The organism is Mycolicibacter longobardus, from assembly GCF_002102265.1.
Classification (GTDB): Bacteria; Actinomycetota; Actinomycetes; order Mycobacteriales; family Mycobacteriaceae; genus Mycobacterium; species Mycobacterium longobardum.
In genome coordinates this window covers 18,201-35,807 of the sequence record NZ_LQPG01000014.1, presented here as the reverse complement: position 1 = coordinate 35,807, position 17,607 = coordinate 18,201, and the positions used below count along the sequence as shown (strand labels likewise).

Annotated in this window: 20 protein-coding genes and 1 tRNA gene; 16 read left to right on the top strand and 5 right to left on the bottom strand. The window is 68.5% G+C overall.

What is annotated here, in order from left to right:
• Positions 1-35: 35 nt before the first annotated feature.
• A complete protein-coding gene (locus AWC16_RS07765) occupies positions 36-1,346 on the bottom strand; it encodes an adenylate/guanylate cyclase domain-containing protein (protein ID WP_207572276.1) in 1,311 nt (436 codons plus the stop codon).
• 76 nt (positions 1,347-1,422) lie between these two features.
• Here AWC16_RS07765 and AWC16_RS07760 point away from each other — a divergent pair, with 76 nt between their 5' ends.
• The gene (locus tag AWC16_RS07760) at positions 1,423-1,749 is read left to right on the top strand and encodes a YnfA family protein (RefSeq protein WP_085264174.1); all 327 of its coding nucleotides are present in this window, start codon (positions 1,423-1,425) and stop codon (positions 1,747-1,749) included.
• Positions 1,750-1,761: 12 nt separating this feature from the next.
• Here the strand turns inward: AWC16_RS07760 and AWC16_RS07755 are convergent.
• A tRNA-Leu gene (locus tag AWC16_RS07755) sits at positions 1,762-1,838 on the bottom strand.
• Positions 1,839-1,918: 80 nt separating this feature from the next.
• Here AWC16_RS07755 and AWC16_RS07750 point away from each other — a divergent pair.
• The 9 genes from AWC16_RS07750 to AWC16_RS07710 all read left to right on the top strand — a co-directional run bounded on the left by AWC16_RS07750 (position 1,919) and on the right by AWC16_RS07710 (position 11,270).
• Complete coding sequence (locus AWC16_RS07750; RefSeq protein ID WP_085264173.1) at positions 1,919-2,542, top strand: ANTAR domain-containing response regulator; 624 nt, start codon at positions 1,919-1,921, stop codon at positions 2,540-2,542.
• 61 nt (positions 2,543-2,603) lie between these two features.
• On the top strand, positions 2,604-3,962 hold the full coding sequence (pafA, locus tag AWC16_RS07745; RefSeq protein ID WP_109561325.1) for a Pup--protein ligase: 1,359 nt from the start codon (positions 2,604-2,606) through the stop codon (positions 3,960-3,962).
• Between the two features lie 19 nt (positions 3,963-3,981).
• A complete protein-coding gene (locus tag AWC16_RS07740; protein WP_085264171.1) occupies positions 3,982-4,473 on the top strand; it encodes a hypothetical protein in 492 nt (163 codons plus the stop codon).
• Between the two features lie 37 nt (positions 4,474-4,510).
• Positions 4,511-5,506: a helix-turn-helix transcriptional regulator gene (locus tag AWC16_RS07735; protein WP_085264170.1), complete on the top strand. Its 996-nt coding sequence runs from the start codon at positions 4,511-4,513 to the stop codon at positions 5,504-5,506.
• Entirely contained in the window at positions 5,503-6,450 is a 948-nt protein-coding gene (locus AWC16_RS07730) for a helix-turn-helix transcriptional regulator (RefSeq protein ID WP_085264169.1), read from the top strand. Before AWC16_RS07735 ends, AWC16_RS07730 begins: the two co-directional genes overlap by 4 nt.
• Positions 6,451-6,514: 64 nt before the next feature.
• Positions 6,515-6,739 (top strand): Sec-independent protein translocase subunit TatA, encoded by a 225-nt coding sequence (tatA, locus tag AWC16_RS07725; RefSeq protein ID WP_085264168.1) that lies wholly within the window; start codon positions 6,515-6,517, stop codon positions 6,737-6,739.
• Between the two features lie 39 nt (positions 6,740-6,778).
• Entirely contained in the window at positions 6,779-7,687 is a 909-nt protein-coding gene (gene tatC / locus AWC16_RS07720; protein WP_085264167.1) for a twin-arginine translocase subunit TatC, read from the top strand.
• A 33-nt stretch (positions 7,688-7,720) separates the two neighbouring features.
• Complete coding sequence (locus tag AWC16_RS07715) at positions 7,721-10,477, top strand: DEAD/DEAH box helicase (protein ID WP_085264166.1); 2,757 nt, start codon at positions 7,721-7,723, stop codon at positions 10,475-10,477.
• Positions 10,478-10,550: 73 nt separating this feature from the next.
• Positions 10,551-11,270, top strand: coding sequence for a DUF4333 domain-containing protein (locus AWC16_RS07710; RefSeq protein WP_085264165.1), 720 nt, complete (start codon positions 10,551-10,553; stop codon positions 11,268-11,270).
• 15 nt (positions 11,271-11,285) lie between these two features.
• Here AWC16_RS07710 and AWC16_RS07705 read toward each other — a convergent pair whose 3' ends face one another.
• The gene (locus tag AWC16_RS07705; protein ID WP_085264164.1) at positions 11,286-12,239 is read right to left on the bottom strand and encodes a 5'-3' exonuclease; all 954 of its coding nucleotides are present in this window, start codon (positions 12,237-12,239) and stop codon (positions 11,286-11,288) included.
• A 32-nt stretch (positions 12,240-12,271) separates the two neighbouring features.
• On the opposite strand from AWC16_RS07705, the gene AWC16_RS07700 reads away from it, so the two are divergent.
• Positions 12,272-13,399: a M24 family metallopeptidase gene (locus AWC16_RS07700; RefSeq protein ID WP_109561324.1), complete on the top strand. Its 1,128-nt coding sequence runs from the start codon at positions 12,272-12,274 to the stop codon at positions 13,397-13,399.
• On the opposite strand, the gene AWC16_RS07695 is transcribed toward AWC16_RS07700, so the two are convergent.
• Positions 13,396-13,809: a F420-dependent biliverdin reductase gene (locus AWC16_RS07695; RefSeq protein ID WP_085264163.1), complete on the bottom strand. Its 414-nt coding sequence runs from the start codon at positions 13,807-13,809 to the stop codon at positions 13,396-13,398. The two genes, AWC16_RS07700 and AWC16_RS07695, sit on opposite strands and share 4 nt — an antisense overlap.
• Before the next feature lie 35 nt (positions 13,810-13,844).
• On the opposite strand from AWC16_RS07695, the gene AWC16_RS07690 reads away from it, so the two are divergent.
• The 4 genes from AWC16_RS07690 (at position 13,845) to ric (ending at position 16,248) form a co-directional block, all read left to right on the top strand.
• The gene (locus AWC16_RS07690) at positions 13,845-14,594 is read left to right on the top strand and encodes an SDR family NAD(P)-dependent oxidoreductase (protein WP_085264162.1); all 750 of its coding nucleotides are present in this window, start codon (positions 13,845-13,847) and stop codon (positions 14,592-14,594) included.
• A 131-nt stretch (positions 14,595-14,725) separates the two neighbouring features.
• Positions 14,726-15,043: a hypothetical protein gene (locus AWC16_RS07685; RefSeq protein ID WP_085264161.1), complete on the top strand. Its 318-nt coding sequence runs from the start codon at positions 14,726-14,728 to the stop codon at positions 15,041-15,043.
• A gap of 27 nt (positions 15,044-15,070) precedes the next feature.
• Positions 15,071-15,466 (top strand): PPOX class F420-dependent oxidoreductase, encoded by a 396-nt coding sequence (locus AWC16_RS07680; protein ID WP_085264160.1) that lies wholly within the window; start codon positions 15,071-15,073, stop codon positions 15,464-15,466.
• An 83-nt stretch (positions 15,467-15,549) separates the two neighbouring features.
• The gene (gene ric, locus AWC16_RS07675; protein WP_085264159.1) at positions 15,550-16,248 is read left to right on the top strand and encodes an iron-sulfur cluster repair di-iron protein; all 699 of its coding nucleotides are present in this window, start codon (positions 15,550-15,552) and stop codon (positions 16,246-16,248) included.
• Positions 16,249-16,252: 4 nt separating this feature from the next.
• Here ric and AWC16_RS07670 read toward each other — a convergent pair whose 3' ends face one another.
• Entirely contained in the window at positions 16,253-16,954 is a 702-nt protein-coding gene (locus tag AWC16_RS07670) for a dienelactone hydrolase family protein (protein WP_085264158.1), read from the bottom strand.
• Positions 16,955-17,008: 54 nt separating this feature from the next.
• Between AWC16_RS07670 and AWC16_RS07665 the strand changes: the two genes are divergently transcribed.
• Positions 17,009-17,500 carry an FxsA family protein gene (locus tag AWC16_RS07665; RefSeq protein WP_085264157.1) on the top strand — a complete coding sequence of 164 codons (492 nt, stop codon included), beginning with the start codon at positions 17,009-17,011 and terminating at the stop codon, positions 17,498-17,500.
• Positions 17,501-17,607: the final 107 nt, after the last annotated feature.

Sequence of the window (17,607 nt, the reverse complement as noted above, 5' to 3'; positions counted from 1 at the left end):
CCGGCACCCTACCGAAGCGGGTTGAGTCACTGGCGTCAGTGTGCCGGGGTGACCGACAGGGATCGGGCCGCCGGACCGTGCGAGGCGGTGGGACGAGCATCAACCAGAAACCAGGTGTGCAGGACGCCCTTGCCCTTGACGTCGACGTCGCCGCGTTCCTCGAACACGAAGTCGCCGCTCAGCCGCTCTTGGACCTCCTGCGGCACCTGGATGCGGTTCGCCACGCCGGTGGACTCCATCCGGGAGGCGAGGTTCACCGCGTCGCCCCACACGTCGTAGAAGAACCGGCGGTTGCCGACCACGCCGGCGACCACCGGCCCGGTGGCCAGCCCGATCCGCAACGACACCGGGCGCCCCAGTGGATCGCGCAGTTCGGCGATGGTGGCGGCGATGTCGAGTGCCAGCCGCGCCAGCGCGTGCAGGTGATCCGGTCTGGGGTCGGGAACCCCGCTGACCACCATGTAAGAGTCGCCGCTGGTCTTGATCTTCTCCAGGCCGTGCTGCTCGACGAGCCGGTCCAGGTCGCTGTAGAGCTCGTTGAGGAACTCGACAAGCTGGCCGGGGTCCGTCTGGCTCGCCCGCCGGGTGAAGTCGGCGATGTCGGCGAACAGCACCGATGCGTCGGTATAGCTGTCGGCGATCACATCCACCGCCGGGTTCTTCAGCCGGTCGGCCACGGCCGTGGGCAGGATGTTGGCCAGCAGCGCTTCGGAACGTTCGTACTCGGCTTCCATCGCCGCTTCGGCGCGGGAGATCTCACGCAGCGCGTACCAGACGGTGGCAACCACCATGAAGCACGCCGAGACGACCACCAGCACGAACGACAGGTCGCGCAGCCAGGCCGGCTGATCGAGTTTTTCGGCTGGGACCATGAACTGGAGGACTATCGTCAGCGCCGCGCCGACCCCGGCCACCACAGCGGCCAGTTTGATCCGATCCACCCCCAGGATGAGCACGCTGATCGATGCCGAGGCCAGGAAGTAGAACTGGATGCCCGACCCGGTTCCCACCACCCAGCAGACGACGAAGGTCGTCAGGTAGGCGATACCGGTAAACGCCAACGGCGCGATGACCTCGCCGTAGCGGTAGAGCATCGGGGTGAGGGCCAACCCGCAGGCAGCGACCAGATTGAGCGCACCGATCCACCAGTAGGTGGGGTCCGCCCACATCTCGAACGTCCCGAAGCCGGCGCTGATGGTCGCGGCTATCCCGGCGGACACCTTGAGGATGCGCACCCGCTGCGGCAGCCGCGCCGCGTAATGCCGGGTGCGGGCCGGAATGCAGTGCGAGCGCCGGTAGGGGGTCTGGGCCTCGGCCGGCACCGCGAGGAACCGCTTAACGGTCACAAGGGACAGCCTAATGCGGTGAACTGGGCGGTTGGTGGTTTCACCGGGGGACCGCGGCCGTCTAGGGTCACCGGGCATGGTGATGCGTTCCGTCGCGCTGTTCGTGCTGGCCGCCGTCGCGGAGATCGGCGGGGCCTGGCTGGTGTGGCAGGGGGTGCGTGAACATCGCGGCCTGCTGTGGGCCGGAGCCGGGGTGATCGCCCTGGGGTTGTACGGCTTCGTTGCCACCCTGCAGCCCGACGCGCAGTTCGGCCGGATCCTGGCCGCCTACGGCGGGGTGTTCGTCGCGGGCTCACTGGCCTGGGGGATGGTGTTCGACGGATTCCGGCCCGACCGCGCCGACATCCTCGGCGCGCTGATCTGTCTGATCGGGGTGGGCGTGATCATGTATTCGCCGCGCTGAGCGGTGTTTTCCTGGTGCCCTCGGTGAGATTCGAACTCACACTGTACGGGTTTTGAATCCGTTTCCTCTGCCAGTTGGGATACGAGGGCCCGGCGCTGACGCGCGGGTTCCCACCTTAGACGATGCCCCTCACTGTTGCCCCAGCCGGCAGCCGCGACAGAATGGGGGGATGACCGAGCCCACAGCCGACAGCAGCACCCGCCCGGCCCGGCGGGTCCTGATCGCCGAGGATGAGGCGCTGATCCGGCTGGATCTCGCCGAGATGCTGCGTGAAGAGGGCTACGAGGTGGTCGGCGAGGCCGGCGACGGCCAGGAAGCGGTCGAGTTGGCCGAGCTGTTGCGGCCGGACCTGGTGATCCTCGACGTGAAGATGCCGCGCCGCGACGGCATCGACGCGGCCTCCGAGATCGCCGCCAAGCGCATCGCACCCATCGTCATCCTCACCGCGTTCAGCCAACGCGACCTGGTGGAACGAGCCCGCGATGCCGGGGCGATGGCCTACCTGGTCAAACCGTTCTCCGCCGGTGATCTGGTCCCGGCCATCGAGCTGGCGGTCAGCCGGTCTGATGAGATCAAGGCCCTGGAGCGCGAGGTCAGCACCCTGGCGGAGCAACTGGAAACCCGCAAGCTCGTCGAGCGGGCGAAGGGCGTGCTGCAGTCCACCCAGGGTCTCAGCGAACCCGAGGCGTTCAAGTGGATCCAGCGAGCGGCGATGGACAAGCGGACCACCATGCGCCAGGTGGCCGAAGTCGTGCTGGAGAACCTCGACCCCGCGCCCAACCCGCCGGCCTGACCAACCGCGCCGGTGCGAGCCTGACCACCCTTGCGGTGGTTCAACCAGTACGCTCAATGACGTGCAGCGCAGAATCATGGGCATCGAGACCGAGTTCGGTGTCACCTGCACCTTCCACGGTCATCGGAGGCTGTCGCCCGACGAGGTGGCGCGGTATCTGTTCCGCCGGGTGGTGTCATGGGGCCGAAGCTCGAATGTGTTCCTGCGCAACGGGGCTCGGTTGTACCTCGATGTGGGCAGCCATCCGGAGTACGCCACCGCCGAATGCGACAACCTGATTCAGCTGGTCACCCACGACCGGGCCGGCGAACGGGTGCTCGAGGACCTGCTGATCGACGCCGAGCAGCGGCTGGCCGACGAGGGCATCGGCGGCGACATCTATCTGTTCAAGAACAACACCGACTCGGCCGGCAACTCCTACGGCTGCCACGAGAACTACCTGATCGTGCGGGCCGGGGAGTTCTCCCGGATCTCCGATGTGCTGCTGCCGTTCCTGGTGACCCGCCAGCTGATCTGCGGGGCCGGCAAGGTGCTGCAGACCCCCAAGGCGGCCACCTTCTGCTTGTCGCAGCGCGCCGAGCACATCTGGGAGGGTGTCTCCAGCGCAACGACCCGATCACGCCCCATTATCAATACCCGCGACGAGCCGCACGCCGACGCCGAGAAGTACCGGCGCCTGCACGTCATCGTCGGAGACTCCAACATGTCGGAGACCTCCACCCTGCTCAAGGTCGGCAGCGCGGCACTGGTGCTGGAGATGATCGAGGCCGGGGTGTCTTTCCGGGACTTCTCACTGGACAACCCGATCCGGGCGATCCGCGAGGTCAGTCACGACGTCACCGGCCGGCGGCCGGTGCGCCTGGCCGGCGGACGTCAGGCCGGTGCCCTGGACATCCAGCGCGAGTACTACGGGCGAGCCGTGGACTACGTGCAGACCCGGGCCAGCAACCCGCAGCTCGAGCAGGTCATCGACCTGTGGGGCCGCCAGCTCGACGCCGTCGAGACCCAGGACTTCGCCAAGGTGGACACCGAGATCGACTGGGTGATCAAGCGAAAGCTGTTCCAGCGCTACCAGGATCGCTACAACATGGAGCTGTCTGATCCGAAGATCGCCCAGTTGGACCTGGCCTATCACGACATCAAGCGGGGCCGCGGGGTGTTCGATCTGCTGCAGCGCAAGGGTCTGGCCACCCGGATCACCACCGACGAAGACGTCGACGAAGCCGTCGACACCCCGCCGCAGACCACGCGCGCCAAGCTGCGCGGCGAGTTCATCAGTGCCGCCCAGGCCGCGGGCCGCGACTTCACCGTCGACTGGGTGCACCTCAAGCTCAACGACCAGGCCCAGCGCACCGTGCTGTGCAAGGACCCGTTCCGGTCGGTCGATGAGCGGGTCAAGCGCCTGATCGCGAGCATGTAGGCGCCGGGGTACCCCAGCGATGTTTCGGATCAGCGGCCTCGCCGCGCTCATCATGCTGAGTGCCACGCCGGCAGTCGCACCGGCCGCGCATGCGGACGGTTTCGTCGAGTGCCAGTTCAGCGTCGCCAAGCCGTTCGTCTATTCGGTCGAGGGTGTCGACTACATGGGCAGCAGGGTTGACGTCAGCGATTGCCGGACCGATCTGCCCAGCGCGCCGCTGGACTTTCAGATGCATCTGACCTCTTCGGGGTCTCCGATCGAAGTGGCCGGTCCGGAGCACACCATGAGCTACTCCGAGACCCGCGAGGTGCACAACGGCGACAACTTCTCGGTGTCATTCCCCAACGATGATCGGTTGATGCCGCTGTATCCGGGCGTCTACGGCGCCAAAGTGACGGTGCGCAGCGATCTTCCGTGGTATTTGAGCGACCAGGATCCCCAGTTCGCTGATTATCAGTGCAGCACCTGGGACTTCCATGGGATGACATGCTCGCCGGCTGGCCGTATCTGAGCTGTCGGGCGACCGGCAACGCATATCCTCTCTTGTCATGGCTACCGCCAAAGTCGAACGACTACTGAATCTCGTCATCGCGCTGCTGTCCACTCGCAGCTACCTCACCGCGGACAAGATCCGCGCCAGCGTGAAGGGCTACGACGACAGCCCCAGCGACGCCGCGTTCTCCCGGATGTTCGAGCGCGACAAGAACGAGCTGCGTGATCTGGGCATTCCCTTGGAGACCGGCAGGACCTCGGTGTTCGACACGGTGGACGGGTACCGCATCAACCCCGACGCTTACGCGCTGCCGGCCATCGAGCTCAGCAGCGAGGAGGCCGCCGCGGTCGCGGTGGCGGTTGAGTTGTGGCAGTCGCCGGAGTTGCGGGCCAATGCCGAAGGCGCGGTGGCCAAACTGCACGCCGCCGGCGTCGAAGTGGACCCGGATCGAGCCGACGTGCTGGTGGCGGCACCCGCGGCGCTCCCGGGGATCCATCAGGCCGAGCCGGCACTGGGTGCCCTGATGGACGCCGTGCAGGCGGGACAGGCGGTGCAGTTCGATCACCGCCCGTCACCGGTGGAGCCCTACGTCACCCGCACGGTCGAGCCGTGGGGAGTGGTCACCCACGGCGGTCGCTGGTACCTGGTCGGTCATGACCGCGACCGCGATGCGGTGCGCACCTTCCGGATGTCGCGGATCGCGCCCGAGGTGCGGTCGATCGGACCAACCGGCGCCGTCACCCGCCCCGAGACCGCTGATCTGCGCCAGATCGTCGCCGACGCCGTCGGCGACAAGCCCAGTGGTCTGCAGGCGCGCATCTGGGTTGCCGACGGGCGTGCGGTGGCGCTGCGCCGGGCCGGCACGGTACTGGCACGCCAGAACCTGGCGGGCCGCGACGGTGACGTCGTCGGCGTGGACATCGGCACCTACGACCGGCTGGCTCGGGAGATCGCCGGGTACGGGGCCGACGCCGTCGTGCTGGAGCCGTCCTCGCTGCGCGACGACGTCATGGCCCGGCTGAGCGCCCGGGTCGGGGAGGTGTCCGCGTGAGCCAACTGTCGAAACGCCTGGTGCGGATGCTGAACATGGTGCCATATCTGCAGGCTCGTCCCGGGATCAGCAAGAAGCAGGCCGCCGCGGAGCTCGGCGTGAGCCTGCCCCAGCTGCAGACGGATCTGGGGCATTTGGTGATGTGCGGGTTGCCCGGATATGGGCCTGGCGATCTGATCGACGTGACGTTCTACGAGGACCGCCTGGATGTGTACGAGTCCGCGGGGGTGGATCGGCCGCTGCGACTGACGTCACGGGAGGCGGCGGCCATGCTGATGGCGCTGCGGGCCCTGGTCGAGATGCCCGGCATCGTCGACCCGCGCGCCGCGCGCAGCGCGATCGCCAAGATCGAAGAAGCCGCCGGCGCTGCGGCGCCTTCGGCACCCGCGTCCGTCGGGCACGACGAGTCCGCGGCCGATGTGGTCCGTGAGGGTGTGCACCGCGGTCGTGCGCTGGGCATCGACTACTACGCCGCGTCCCGCGACAGCATGTCGCATCGGGTCGTCGATCCGATCCGGGTGGCGCTGATCGGCGTGCACAGCTACCTGGAGGCCTGGTGCCGCCAGTCCGAGGGGGTGCGGTTGTTCCGATTCGACCGCATCGACGACGCGCAGCTGCTCGACGAGCCGTCGGCACCGCCGGAACCGGCGCGGCAGGCCGAAACCGACACCTCGCTGTTCGACGCCGACCCGTCGCTGCCGGTCGCCACCGTGCGGGTGGCACCCTCGGCGGCCTGGATGTTCGAGTACTACCCGATGCAGGTGGTCCGCGAGTTGCCCGACGGTTGGTGCGAGGCGGAGATGACCTATGCCTCCGATGAATGGCTGACGCGGCTGTTGCTGGGAATGGGCGACGAGGTGCAGGTGCTGGCGCCGGAGTCGCTGGTCGCCGGGGTGCGCGAGGCCGCGGTGGCAGCGGTGGCGGCCTACACCGCGGCCACCTAGCCGCGTTGCGCGTCCGCCTTCCTGAGCTGCGGTAGCATCGTGGCGACGTCTGGAGGTAACCAAAGTGAACGCTTTAGGACCGTCGCACCTGGCGATCCTCGCCGTCGCCGTGATCATCTTGTTCGGCGCCAAGCGACTGCCCGACGCTGCGCGCTCGCTCGGTAAGTCGCTGCGCATCTTCAAGTCCGAGGTTCGCGAGCTGCAGAACGACGGCAAGCCGGATTCGACCGCTACCACCGTCCAGTCCGAGCGGATCGATCCGCCGGCGGCCGGCGGCCAGTCGGCGTAGCCCGGTCCCGCCGTCGCGGCGACCGCGTCCCATTCGACTGTGCGCACGCTCGGAGCTCTGCGGCGGCTGGATCCGCGTCTGCGGCGCAGCCGCACCAACCCCGACGGGACGATGTCCCTCGTCGATCACCTGCGTGAGCTGCGGACCCGGCTGCTGATCTCGCTGGCCGCGATCGTGCTCACCACGATCATCGGGTTCATCTGGTACACCCGGCCGTTCTTCGGGCTGGAGAGCCTCGGCGAGTGGCTGCGCCACCCGTACTGCGAGCTGCCGGCCTCATCGCGCGCGGCGATCGGCCCCGACGGGCAGTGCAGGTTGCTGGCCACCGCACCGTTCGACCAGTTCATGTTGCGGCTCAAGGTGGGTTTGGCCGCCGGAATCGTGCTGGCCTGTCCGGTCTGGTTCTACCAACTGTGGGCGTTCATCACGCCGGGGCTGTACCGCAAGGAGCGCCGCTTTGCGGTGGCGTTCGTGGTGTCGGCAGCCGTTCTGTTCGTCACCGGCGCGATCCTGGCCTACCTGGTGCTGTCCAAGGCGCTGGGATTTCTGCTGACGGTCGGCAGCGACGTCCAGGTGACCGCCCTGTCCGGTGACCGCTATTTCGGGTTCCTGCTGAATCTGTTGGTGGTGTTCGGGATCAGCTTCGAGTTCCCACTGCTGATCGTCATGCTCAATATGGTCGGTGTGCTCAGCTACGAGCGGCTCAAGGAGTGGCGTCGCGGGCTGATCTTCGCGATGTTCGTGTTCGCGGCGTTCTTCACCCCCGGATCGGACCCGTTCTCGATGATCGTGCTCGGCTGCACGCTGACTCTGCTGCAGGAGTTCGCCATCCAGATCGCCCGGCTGCACGACAAGCGCAAGGCCAAGCGCGCGGCCGCCACACAGCTTCGTGACGACGAAGCCTCGCCGATCGAGGCGCCCGAACCCGTCACGGCACCGCATGAGTAACCCCTGGCCCGTGCGCGGGGACAACGTGCCGGCATGACCGAGCTGAACCGGTTCGCCGCGGAACTGCCTTTCGGTCTGGACGACTTCCAGCGCCGGGCATGCCAGGCCCTGCAGGACGGCCGGGGCGTGCTGGTGTGCGCGCCCACCGGTGCGGGCAAGACCGTCGTGGGCGAGTTCGCGGTGCACCTGGCCCTGGCCGGCGGCGGAAAGTGCTTCTACACCACGCCGATCAAGGCGCTGAGCAACCAGAAGCACACCGACCTGGTCGCCCGCTACGGCAAGGGCCGGGTCGGCCTTTTGACCGGCGACCTGTCGATCAACGCCGGCGCACCCGTGGTGGTGATGACCACCGAGGTGCTGCGCAATATGCTCTACGCGGATTCGCCTGCACTGCAAGGGCTTTCCCATGTGGTGATGGACGAGGTGCACTTCCTGGCCGACCGGATGCGCGGCGCGGTCTGGGAGGAGGTCATCCTGCACCTGCCCGACGAGGTGCGGCTGGTCAGCCTGTCGGCAACGGTGAGCAATGCCGAGGAGTTCGGCGGCTGGATCCAGACGGTGCGTGGTGACACCACCGTGGTGGTCGACGAACACCGTCCGGTTCCGCTGTGGCAGCACATGATGGTGGGCAAGCGGCTCTTCGACCTGTTCGAGACCCGACCCGACTCGCAGGCTCCCGACGCCAAGGGCCGGCCGCGGGTCAACCCACAGTTGTTGCGCCATATCGCCCATCGCCGGGAGGCCGACCGGCTCACCGACTGGGGCAGCTCCCGGCGGCGTGGCACGGACCGTGCCGGCCGGCTGAGCTACCGGCCGCCGATGCGCCCGGACGTGATCGCGGCGCTGAACTCGGCCGGTCTGCTGCCCGCGATCACCTTCGTGTTCTCCCGAGCGGGCTGCGACGCCGCGGTCAAACAGTGCCTGCGCTCACCGCTGCGGTTGACCACCGAAGACGAGCGGGCGCGGATCGCCGAGGTCATCGACCATCGTTGCGGCGACCTCGCCGACGAAGACCTGGAGGTCCTGGGTTACTACGAATGGCGGGAGGGGCTGCTGCGCGGGCTGGCAGGCCATCACGCCGGCCTGTTGCCGGTGTTTCGCCACACCGTCGAGGAGCTGTTCGCCGCGGGTCTGGTCAAAGCCGTATTCGCCACCGAGACTTTGGCGTTGGGTATCAACATGCCCGCTCGCACCGTGGTTCTCGAACGGTTGGTGAAGTTCAACGGCGAACAGCACGCGGCGCTGACGCCGGGGGAGTACACGCAGTTGACCGGGCGGGCCGGGCGGCGCGGCATCGACGTCGAAGGCCATGCGGTGGTGCTCTGGCACCCCGGGGAGAGCACCGCCGACCCCGACCAGGTGGCCGGGTTGGCGTCCACCCGTACCTTCCCGCTACGCAGTTCCTTCGCGCCGTCCTACAACATGACGATCAACCTGGTGCAGCATATGGGTCCCGAGCAGGCCCACCGGCTGCTGGAGCAGTCGTTCGCCCAGTACCAGGCCGACCGGTCCGTCGTGGGCCTGGTACGCAGTGCCGAGCGTGGCGAGCGCACGCTCGACGAGATCGCCGCCGAGTTCGGCGGCCGCGACTCGGGGGTGCTCGACTACGCCCGGCTGCGCGCGCAGATCTCCGAACGCGAACGCGCCCAGGCGCGTGCCTCGCGATTGCAGCGTCGACGGGCTGCCGGTGACGCCCTGGCAGCGCTACGGCGCGGGGACATCATCAACATCAGCCACGGCCGCCGCGGCGGGCTGGCGGTGGTGCTGCAGGCCGACCGGGATTCGGATGAACCGCGGCCGCTGGTGCTCACCGAACACCGCTGGGCGGGCCGGATCTCCTCGGCGGACTACTCCGGCGCCACACCGCCGATCGGCACCATGAGCCTGCCCAAGCGGGTGGAGCACCGTCAGCCGCGGGTCCGCCGCGACCTGGCCTCGGCACTGCGATCGGCGGCGGCCGGCCTGGCGGTACCCGCGCAGCGCGGCCGGCGCGGCGGCGACCCGCCGGACGCACCGGTGGATCCGGAGCTGGCGGCCCTGCGGCAGCGCATGCGCGACCATCCCGTTCACGCGGCGGGCGATCGCGAGGCTCAGGTGCGTATCGCCGAGCGGTACCTGCGTGTGGAGGGCGACAACGCGCAGTTGCGCAGGAAGGTCGAAGCGGCCACCAACTCGCTGGCGCGCACCTTCGACCGGATCGTCGGGCTGCTGTCCGAACGCGGCTTCATCACCAACACCGGAGGCAGCGACCCGAAGGTGACCGACGACGGCCGGATGCTGGCCCGAATCTACAGCGAGAGTGACCTTTTGGTCGCCGAATGCCTGCGCACCGGGGCGTGGGACGGCCTCAAACCCCCGGAGCTGGCCGCAGTGGTCTCCGCGGTGCTCTACGAGACACGCGGGGCGGACGGTCCCGGCGGGCCACCGGCCCTGCAAGCGCCCACCGAACCGGTGCGCCGGGCCCTGCAGCAGACCCGCAAGCTCTCCGCGGCCCTGCGCACCGATGAACGCCGCCATGGAATCACCCCGACCCGCGAACCCGACGACGGGTTTGTCGCCGCGGTGTACCGCTGGGCCCGCACCGGCGATCTGGCCTCGGCGTTGGCTGCTTCGGACGCGGCGGGAGGTGCGACGCTGCTGTCGGCGGGTGACTTCGTGCGTTGGTGCCGCCAGGTGCTCGACCTGCTGGATCAGTTGCGCAATGCCGCGCCCGACCCGGATCTGCGGTCGACGGCGAAACAGGCGATCGACACGGTTTTGCGCGGTGTCGTGGCCGTTGACGCCGGGTAGGCTGGTCCGGGCGCTACGGTGGAGAGCCGGCGGTGATCAGCACCCGCTACGTGAGAGGACTTGAGGAACAACGATGAGCGGACCGCAGGGATACGACCCGACGCAGCCGTGGCAGCCTCAGCAGCCCGGCCAGCCCGAGGAGCAGCCGGGCACCGGACAGGGTCCCGCAGCAGGTGCTGAACAACAGTGGCAGCCTCCGGCCTACACACCACAGCAATACCCCCAGTACCCCCAGCAGGGCTCGTACCCGTCGGCGCCGCAGCAGTATCCGGGCTATCCCCAGGCTGAACAGTACGGTCAGCCGGCGCAGTACGGCCAACCCGGCCAGTACGGGCAGCCCGCCCCCTACGGCCAGCCCGGTCAGTACGGCCAGCCGGGCCAATACGGACAGCCCGGCCAGTACGGTCAGTACCCGCAACAGCCGGGCCAGTACTCCCAGCCCGGCACCGCGACCAAGCGCCCGACCGCGCTTGTCGGCACCGTGCTCGCCGCCTGCCTGGGCGTCGCCGCCCTGGTGGTGCTGGTGCTGGGGTTCTGGAAGCCCGGCTTCTTCGTGACCACCAAGCTCGACATCGACAAGGCACAGGAAGGCGTGCAGCAGATCCTGGCCGACCAGACCAACGGCTACGGCGCCAAGAACGTCAAGGACGTCCGGTGCAACAACGGTCAGAGTCCGGTGGTCAAACAGGGCGACACGTTCAACTGCGAGGTCAGCATCGACGGCACCAAACGCCAGGTGACCGTCACCTTCCAGGACAACTCGGGCACCTACGAGGTCGGCCGGCCCAAGTAGTCCCTCACTCGGCGCCTAGTCCGGCAGTGTGTCCAGCGCCCGCTGGAGCCGGGCGATCGAGGATCCGACCCCCAGAGTCGCCGCCAGCTCGGCGACCCGGACCGGGTCGACGGCCGCCCGTGGCAGGATGTCCGACGGTGTGGACAGCGTGACGGGGGCATCGGTGGCCACCCGCACCACCGGCCCGGCCGCGTCGATATAGTCCTGCGCCGCCAGTAATTTGCCCCGCACACCCTTGGCCATTGAGGACTGCGGGTCTGCGGCGGCGGCCAGCACCGTCGCCAGCGAGCCGTATTGGGTCAGCAGCCCGGCCGCCGTCTTCTCGCCGATTCCGGGTACCCCGGGTAACCCATCGGAGGGGTCACCGCGCAGCAAGGCCATCTCGGCGTAGGCGGCACCGGCCCGCTCGGCCGGCAGGCCGTATCGCTGTGCCACCTCCGCCGGACCGAACAGGGTCGCCCGTGCCAGTCCCTGCCCCAGGTAGAGCACCGACACCGCGACGGGCTGGTCGGTGACCACCTGCAGCAGGTCCCGGTCACCGCTGACGACGATCACCGGATCCCGCCGTTCGACTGCGGCCAGCGTGCCCAGCACATCGTCGGCTTCGAAGTCGGGTGCTCCGGCCGTGGTGATGCCGAACGCGTCGAGAAGCTCGGCGATCATGTCCACCTGCGGGCTCAGGTCGTCGGGCACCTCTTCGATATCGGAATCTTCCGGCACCTCCTCGGCCACCCGGTGCGCCTTGTAGGAGGGGATCAGGTCCACTCGCCACTGCGGTCGCCAGTCCAGATCCAGGCAGACCACCAGCCGGTCGGGACGCTGGCGGGTGATCAGGGTGGCCACCGAGTCGAAGAAGCCGCGCACCGCGTTCACCGGGCGGCCATCGGGCGCGGTGATCGAGGACGGCACCCCGAAGTAGGACCGGAACCACATACTGGCACCGTCGAGCAGCAAGACCGGAGCAGGCATGGCTGTCACCCTATTTGCCGCCGGTTAGCCTGGTGGGCGTGACTTCCCGGTTCGACAGCAGCGTCTACGCCCACCGCCTGGCCGCCGCGGCCGCCGCCACCGCGGAAGCCGGCCTGGCCGGCATGGTGATCACGCCCGGCTATGACCTGCGCTACCTGATCGGGTCGCGGGCTCAGACCTTCGAGCGGCTCACCGCGTTGGTGCTGCCGGCTTCGGGCCGGCCCACCATGGTGGTGCCGCGGCTGGAGTTGGCGGCGCTGCGCGAATCGGCCGTGGCGGACCTGGGTGTGGCAGTGCGGGACTGGGTCGACGGCGAGGATCCCTACAGCTTGGTCGGCGAGGCACTGGGCGGAGCACCGGCGGCCGTAGCGGTCACTGATTCGATGGCGGCCCTGCATCTGCTGCCACTGGCCGCCGTGCTCGGCGCCACGCCGGTACTGGCCACCGCGGTGCTACGAGACCTGCGAATGATCAAGGACGCAGCCGAGGTCGACGCACTGCGCAAAGCCGGCGCGGCGATCGACCGGGTGCACGCCCGGGTCCCGGAGTTCCTGGTTCCGGGGCGCACCGAAGCCGACGTGGCCGCCGACATCGCCGAGGCCATCGTGTCCGAAGGCCATTCGGAGGTGGCCTTCATCATCGTGGGATCGGGTCCGAACGGCGCCGACCCGCATCACGAGTGCTCGGACCGCGAACTCGCACGCGGCGACATCGTCGTCGTCGACATCGGCGGCCCGTTCGAGCCCGGATACCATTCCGACTCGACCCGGACCTACAGCCTGGGAGAGCCCAATGCCGAGGTGGCGCAACGGTATTCAGCGCTGCAGCATGCACAGCGCGCCGCGGTGGCCAGTGTTCGCCCGGGAATGACGGCCGAGCAGGTCGACGCGGCGGCCCGCGACGTGCTGGCAGCGGCCGGTCTGGCGGAGTACTTCGTGCACCGCACCGGACACGGTATCGGCCTGTCGGTGCACGAGGAGCCCTACATCGTTGCCGGCAACGACGTGGTGCTGAGCGCCGGGATGGCGTTCTCGGTTGAGCCCGGAATCTATTTCCCCGGCCAGTGGGGCGCCCGGATCGAGGACATCGTGCTCGTCACCGCTGATGGGGTGGAGTCATTGAACAACCGGCCGCACGATCTGGTCGTGGTTCCGGTCTAGCGGTTGCCGCGGTCGAGCAGATCGGCGGAACCCAGCACCCGCTCCACCTGTACTTCGATCACGACACGCTGCGGATTGACCCGCGGCGTCCGGTACCGCTGGGCATAGCGCAGCTCCGCGTCGCGGACCGCGGCCGGTGCGTTGTTGACACTGGCGCTGCCCTCCAGGGAGAGCCAGCGCGCCCCGTCGACCTGGCTGAGCACGGCCACCCCGGCGCGTTCGGCGTTGACCGCCTTCTGCGAACCTCCGGTGGTGATCACCCGGGCGATGTGAGTCTTCGGGTCGAAGGTGAAGCCGACCGCGACGACGTGGGGGGAGTTGTCAGCTCGCAGGGTGGTCAACATCGCCAGGTGGCGTTCGGTGAGAAACGCCAGTGCGTCACTGGTGAGCCGGGTAGTCGCGTTCGCCATCAGGGTTCACGCTAGCGCAGGCGATAATCACAGCCGTGAACGACACGGTTGCGGGGCCAGTGGTGATTTTCGGCGGACGCAGCGAGATCGGTGTGGAGCTCGCGCGCCGGCTGGCTCCGGGGGCGACGGTGGTGCTGGCCGCCCGGGCCGCCGATCGGCTCGACGCCGAGGTCGCCGCGGTGCGCGATGCGGGCGCAGCCGCTGTGCACACGACAGAGTTCGATGCCGACGACGTGGCCGGCCACGGCCCCCTGGTCGCTTCGCTCGTCGCCGAGCACGGCCCGATCGGTACCGCCGTGCTGGCCTTCGGCGTTCTGGGTGATCAGGCTCGCGCGGAATCCGATGCTGCCCATGCGGTGGCCGTGGTCCACACCGACTACGTCGCCCAGGTCAGCCTGCTCACCCACCTGGCGGTGGCGATGCGTGCCGCCGGTCGGGGGCGATTGGTGGTGTTCTCCTCCATCGCCGGGGTGCGGGTGCGCCGGGCCAACTACGTCTACGGCTCGGCCAAAGCCGGTCTGGACGGGTTCGCCAACGGGCTGGCCGATGCGCTGCACGGCAGCGGTGTGCGGTTGCTGATCGTGCGGCCCGGGTTCGTCGTGGGGCGGATGACGGCCGGCATGAAGCCGGCTCCGCCGGCCAGTACGCCGGCCCAGGTGGCGACCGCGACCGCTCGCGCACTCGCCCGGGGCCGGCGCACCGTAGCGGTGCCCTGGGCGCTGCGACCGATGTTCACCGTGATGAAGCTGGTGCCGCAGGCCGTCTGGCGTCGAATGCCGCGTTAGGGCGTGAAACCAGCCGGCGGCCGGTACCAAGACGCGCCCAAGATTGACGATTCACATTTTGTAGGAAAATGAAAAGAAGTTCGGTATGGTTTGCTAGCTCCACCTCCCGGACAGGACTAGAGTGTAAAACCATGGACGATCGTCAGAAGGACCCGTCGGTCGTGCTGCCTTACCTGGTTGGTAGGCCGCTCCCGGCGACCGAAGTCTACGAAGCCTTCGGCTACCGCAAGTCTGCCTACTACAAGGCCGCACACGAAGGCCGACTGATCACCGCGGACAACCTGATCCGGGTTGCCAAGCATTTCGGCTTGAATGCCGTCGACCTGCTGGTCCGCTACGGGCTGATCACGCTCGAGGCCGTCCAGTCCTACATGGAGTCCGAAGAGCCCAAGTCCACGCTTCCGAAGCTCGCCGACCTGCACCCCATCGCCAGCCGGCCACCGCTGTAGCCGCTCGGGGCGGGTAGGTTCGCGACCATGGCCCCGACATTCGCTGAAATCGCCAAGTCCGACTATTTGCTGCTGACCACCTTCACCAAGGACGGTCGGCCCAAGCCCACCCCGGTGTGGGCCGCCCCCGACGGGGACCGCCTGCTGGTGATCACCCAGGAGTCGTCCTGGAAGGTCAAACGAATCCGCAACACCCCGCGCGTCACCTTGGCGGTGTGTGACATGCGGGGCCGGCCCAAGGGCGAGGCGATCGAGGCGGTCGCCACGGTGTTGGACAAGACGCACAACGGCGCCGTCTACGACGCGATCGGCAGGCGGTATCCCATCGTCGGCCGGGTGTTCAATCTCTTCAGCAAGCTGCGCGGCGGCATGCGCACCAACGTCGGATTGGCACTGTCCCCGGCCGACGCGGCCGCCGGCTGAGCGGGCTCCGCCATCACATATAGTGGATTGTGCTCATTCAAATTGGCATTGTTGGATCGGAGCACTCGACACTAGGAGCCAGCATGGCCGCCTTCACCGCCGATGAGATCCTCGGTGACATCGTCACCGCCGACCCGTCGACCACCCGCATTCTCAGCCGGTTCGGCATCGACTTCTGCTGCCACGGTCAGCGCACTCTGGGGCAGGCGTGCGCCGCCGACGGGGTCGACGCCGACGCAGTGCTGGCCGAGCTCAACGCCACCGAGCCCGGCCGGCCCGCGGACTGGGCCGAGTTCGACGACACCTCGCTGATCGCCCACATCGTCAGCACCCACCACCGGTTCCTGTGGGACGAGTTTCCCCGGTTGGCGGAGCTGGTCGACAAGGTGGCGCGGGTGCACGGCCCCAAGCACCGCGAGTTGGCACAGGTCCGAGAGGTTTTCCACCAGCTGCGCGCCGGTATGGAGCCGCACCTGCGCACCGAGGAGACCCTGCTGTTTCCCGAGATCAGCCTGCACGCCGGCCGGCCGGGCCGGCCACTGCCCGACGAGGTGCGCACCGAGCTGGCGGAGAACCAGCGGGAACATGACAACGCCGGACACCTGCTGGCCGAGCTGCGTGAGCTCACCGACGGCTACGCCGTGCCCGCGGACGCCTGCGCCAGCTACACCGCGATGCTGGCCGGACTGGCGGACCTGGAGTCCGACATCCATCTGCACGTCCACAAGGAGAACAACGTGCTGTTCCCGCGGGTGCTCGCAGCGGCCGGCGGTCCGGCCTGACCGATCAACCGCCGGCGTGCAGGTGCTCACCGAAGAACGCGAACACCCGTTCCCAGGCATCGGCGGTCGCGGCCTCGTCGTAGCCGAATCCGGCGACGCGAAGAAGCGGCTGGGCCGGCAGCCGGTTGGCGAAGCTGTGCCCGACCCGGGGATAGGTCTTGATGTCGTGCGAAATGCCCTTGTCCTCGACCACCCGGCGTAGCCGGTCGGCGGCGCCGATACCCACCGGATCTTTTCCACCGAAGCTGGCGACTATCGGGCACGCACCGTCAAGGGTCTGCTCGAGGTGCCGGGGGAGCGGGACGCCGTAGTACGGGGCGGAAGCACCGAATCCCCTGGGCGACAACACCAATGCGAACTGGCCGCCCATACAGAACCCGGCGATCCCGACCGCGCCGGAGCACTCCGGCATGCCCAACAGGTGCTCGCGGGCGGCCATGATGTCGTCCAGGGCACGCCCGCGCTGGCTCATCAGCTCGCGGAACACCCTGGTGATGCAACGTGCCCGCCCACCCCGCGAGTACAGGTTGGGAGACAACGCGAGATAGCCGGCGCTTGCGACGCGCTCGGAGATGGCCTGCATGTCGGTGGCGTAGCCGATCGCGTCGTGGATCACCACCACACCGGGCCACGGCCCGGGTCCGGCTGGAACATCCAGCAGCGCGTCGATGGGGCCGGCGGGCGTGGCGAGTTCGATGGTCGTCATCGCATCAGTATTACGCGGCTGGAACCGGATCGGCGGCCGCGACGTTGAGAGGACATGGCAAGCGCTGTGCTTCGGATCTTCGGTCTCTACGTCCTGGTGGAGCTGGCGGCTGTCGCCGCGCTGATCTGGGCAATCGGATTCGGCTGGACGACGCTGCTACTCCTGGGTGGCTTCCTGGCCGGCCTGATGCTCTCAGCCGGGCAGATCAGGCGCCAGTTCCGCAGGCTGCGTACGGGCGCCGACCGGGTTGTCCTCGCCGACGGCGGGCTGGTGGCGGCGGGCACCATGCTGGTGCTCGTTCCCGGGCCGTTGACCACACTGGCCGGCCTGCTGTTGCTGGCGCCACCGACCCGGACCGCCGCCCGCCCGCTGCTGGGAGCGGTTGCGGTCACCGCGCTCGGCCGGCACACACCGCTGGTGACGGCGGCAGCGGTCGGTCGGCGCTGGTACACCACCCGGCGCGCTACCCGGCCCGGCGCCGGCTACATCGACGCCGAATTCGTCGATGTGACCGACGCCCAACCGCGCGCCCTGTCGGTCGGCTGACCCGCCGCCACCGCCAACCCGTACTTTCTACGTCGTGACCGTTGCGACCGGCAGTTCCACATCCGTGCTGCTCGGCGGGCGAATCCACAGTCCGACTCATCCGGACG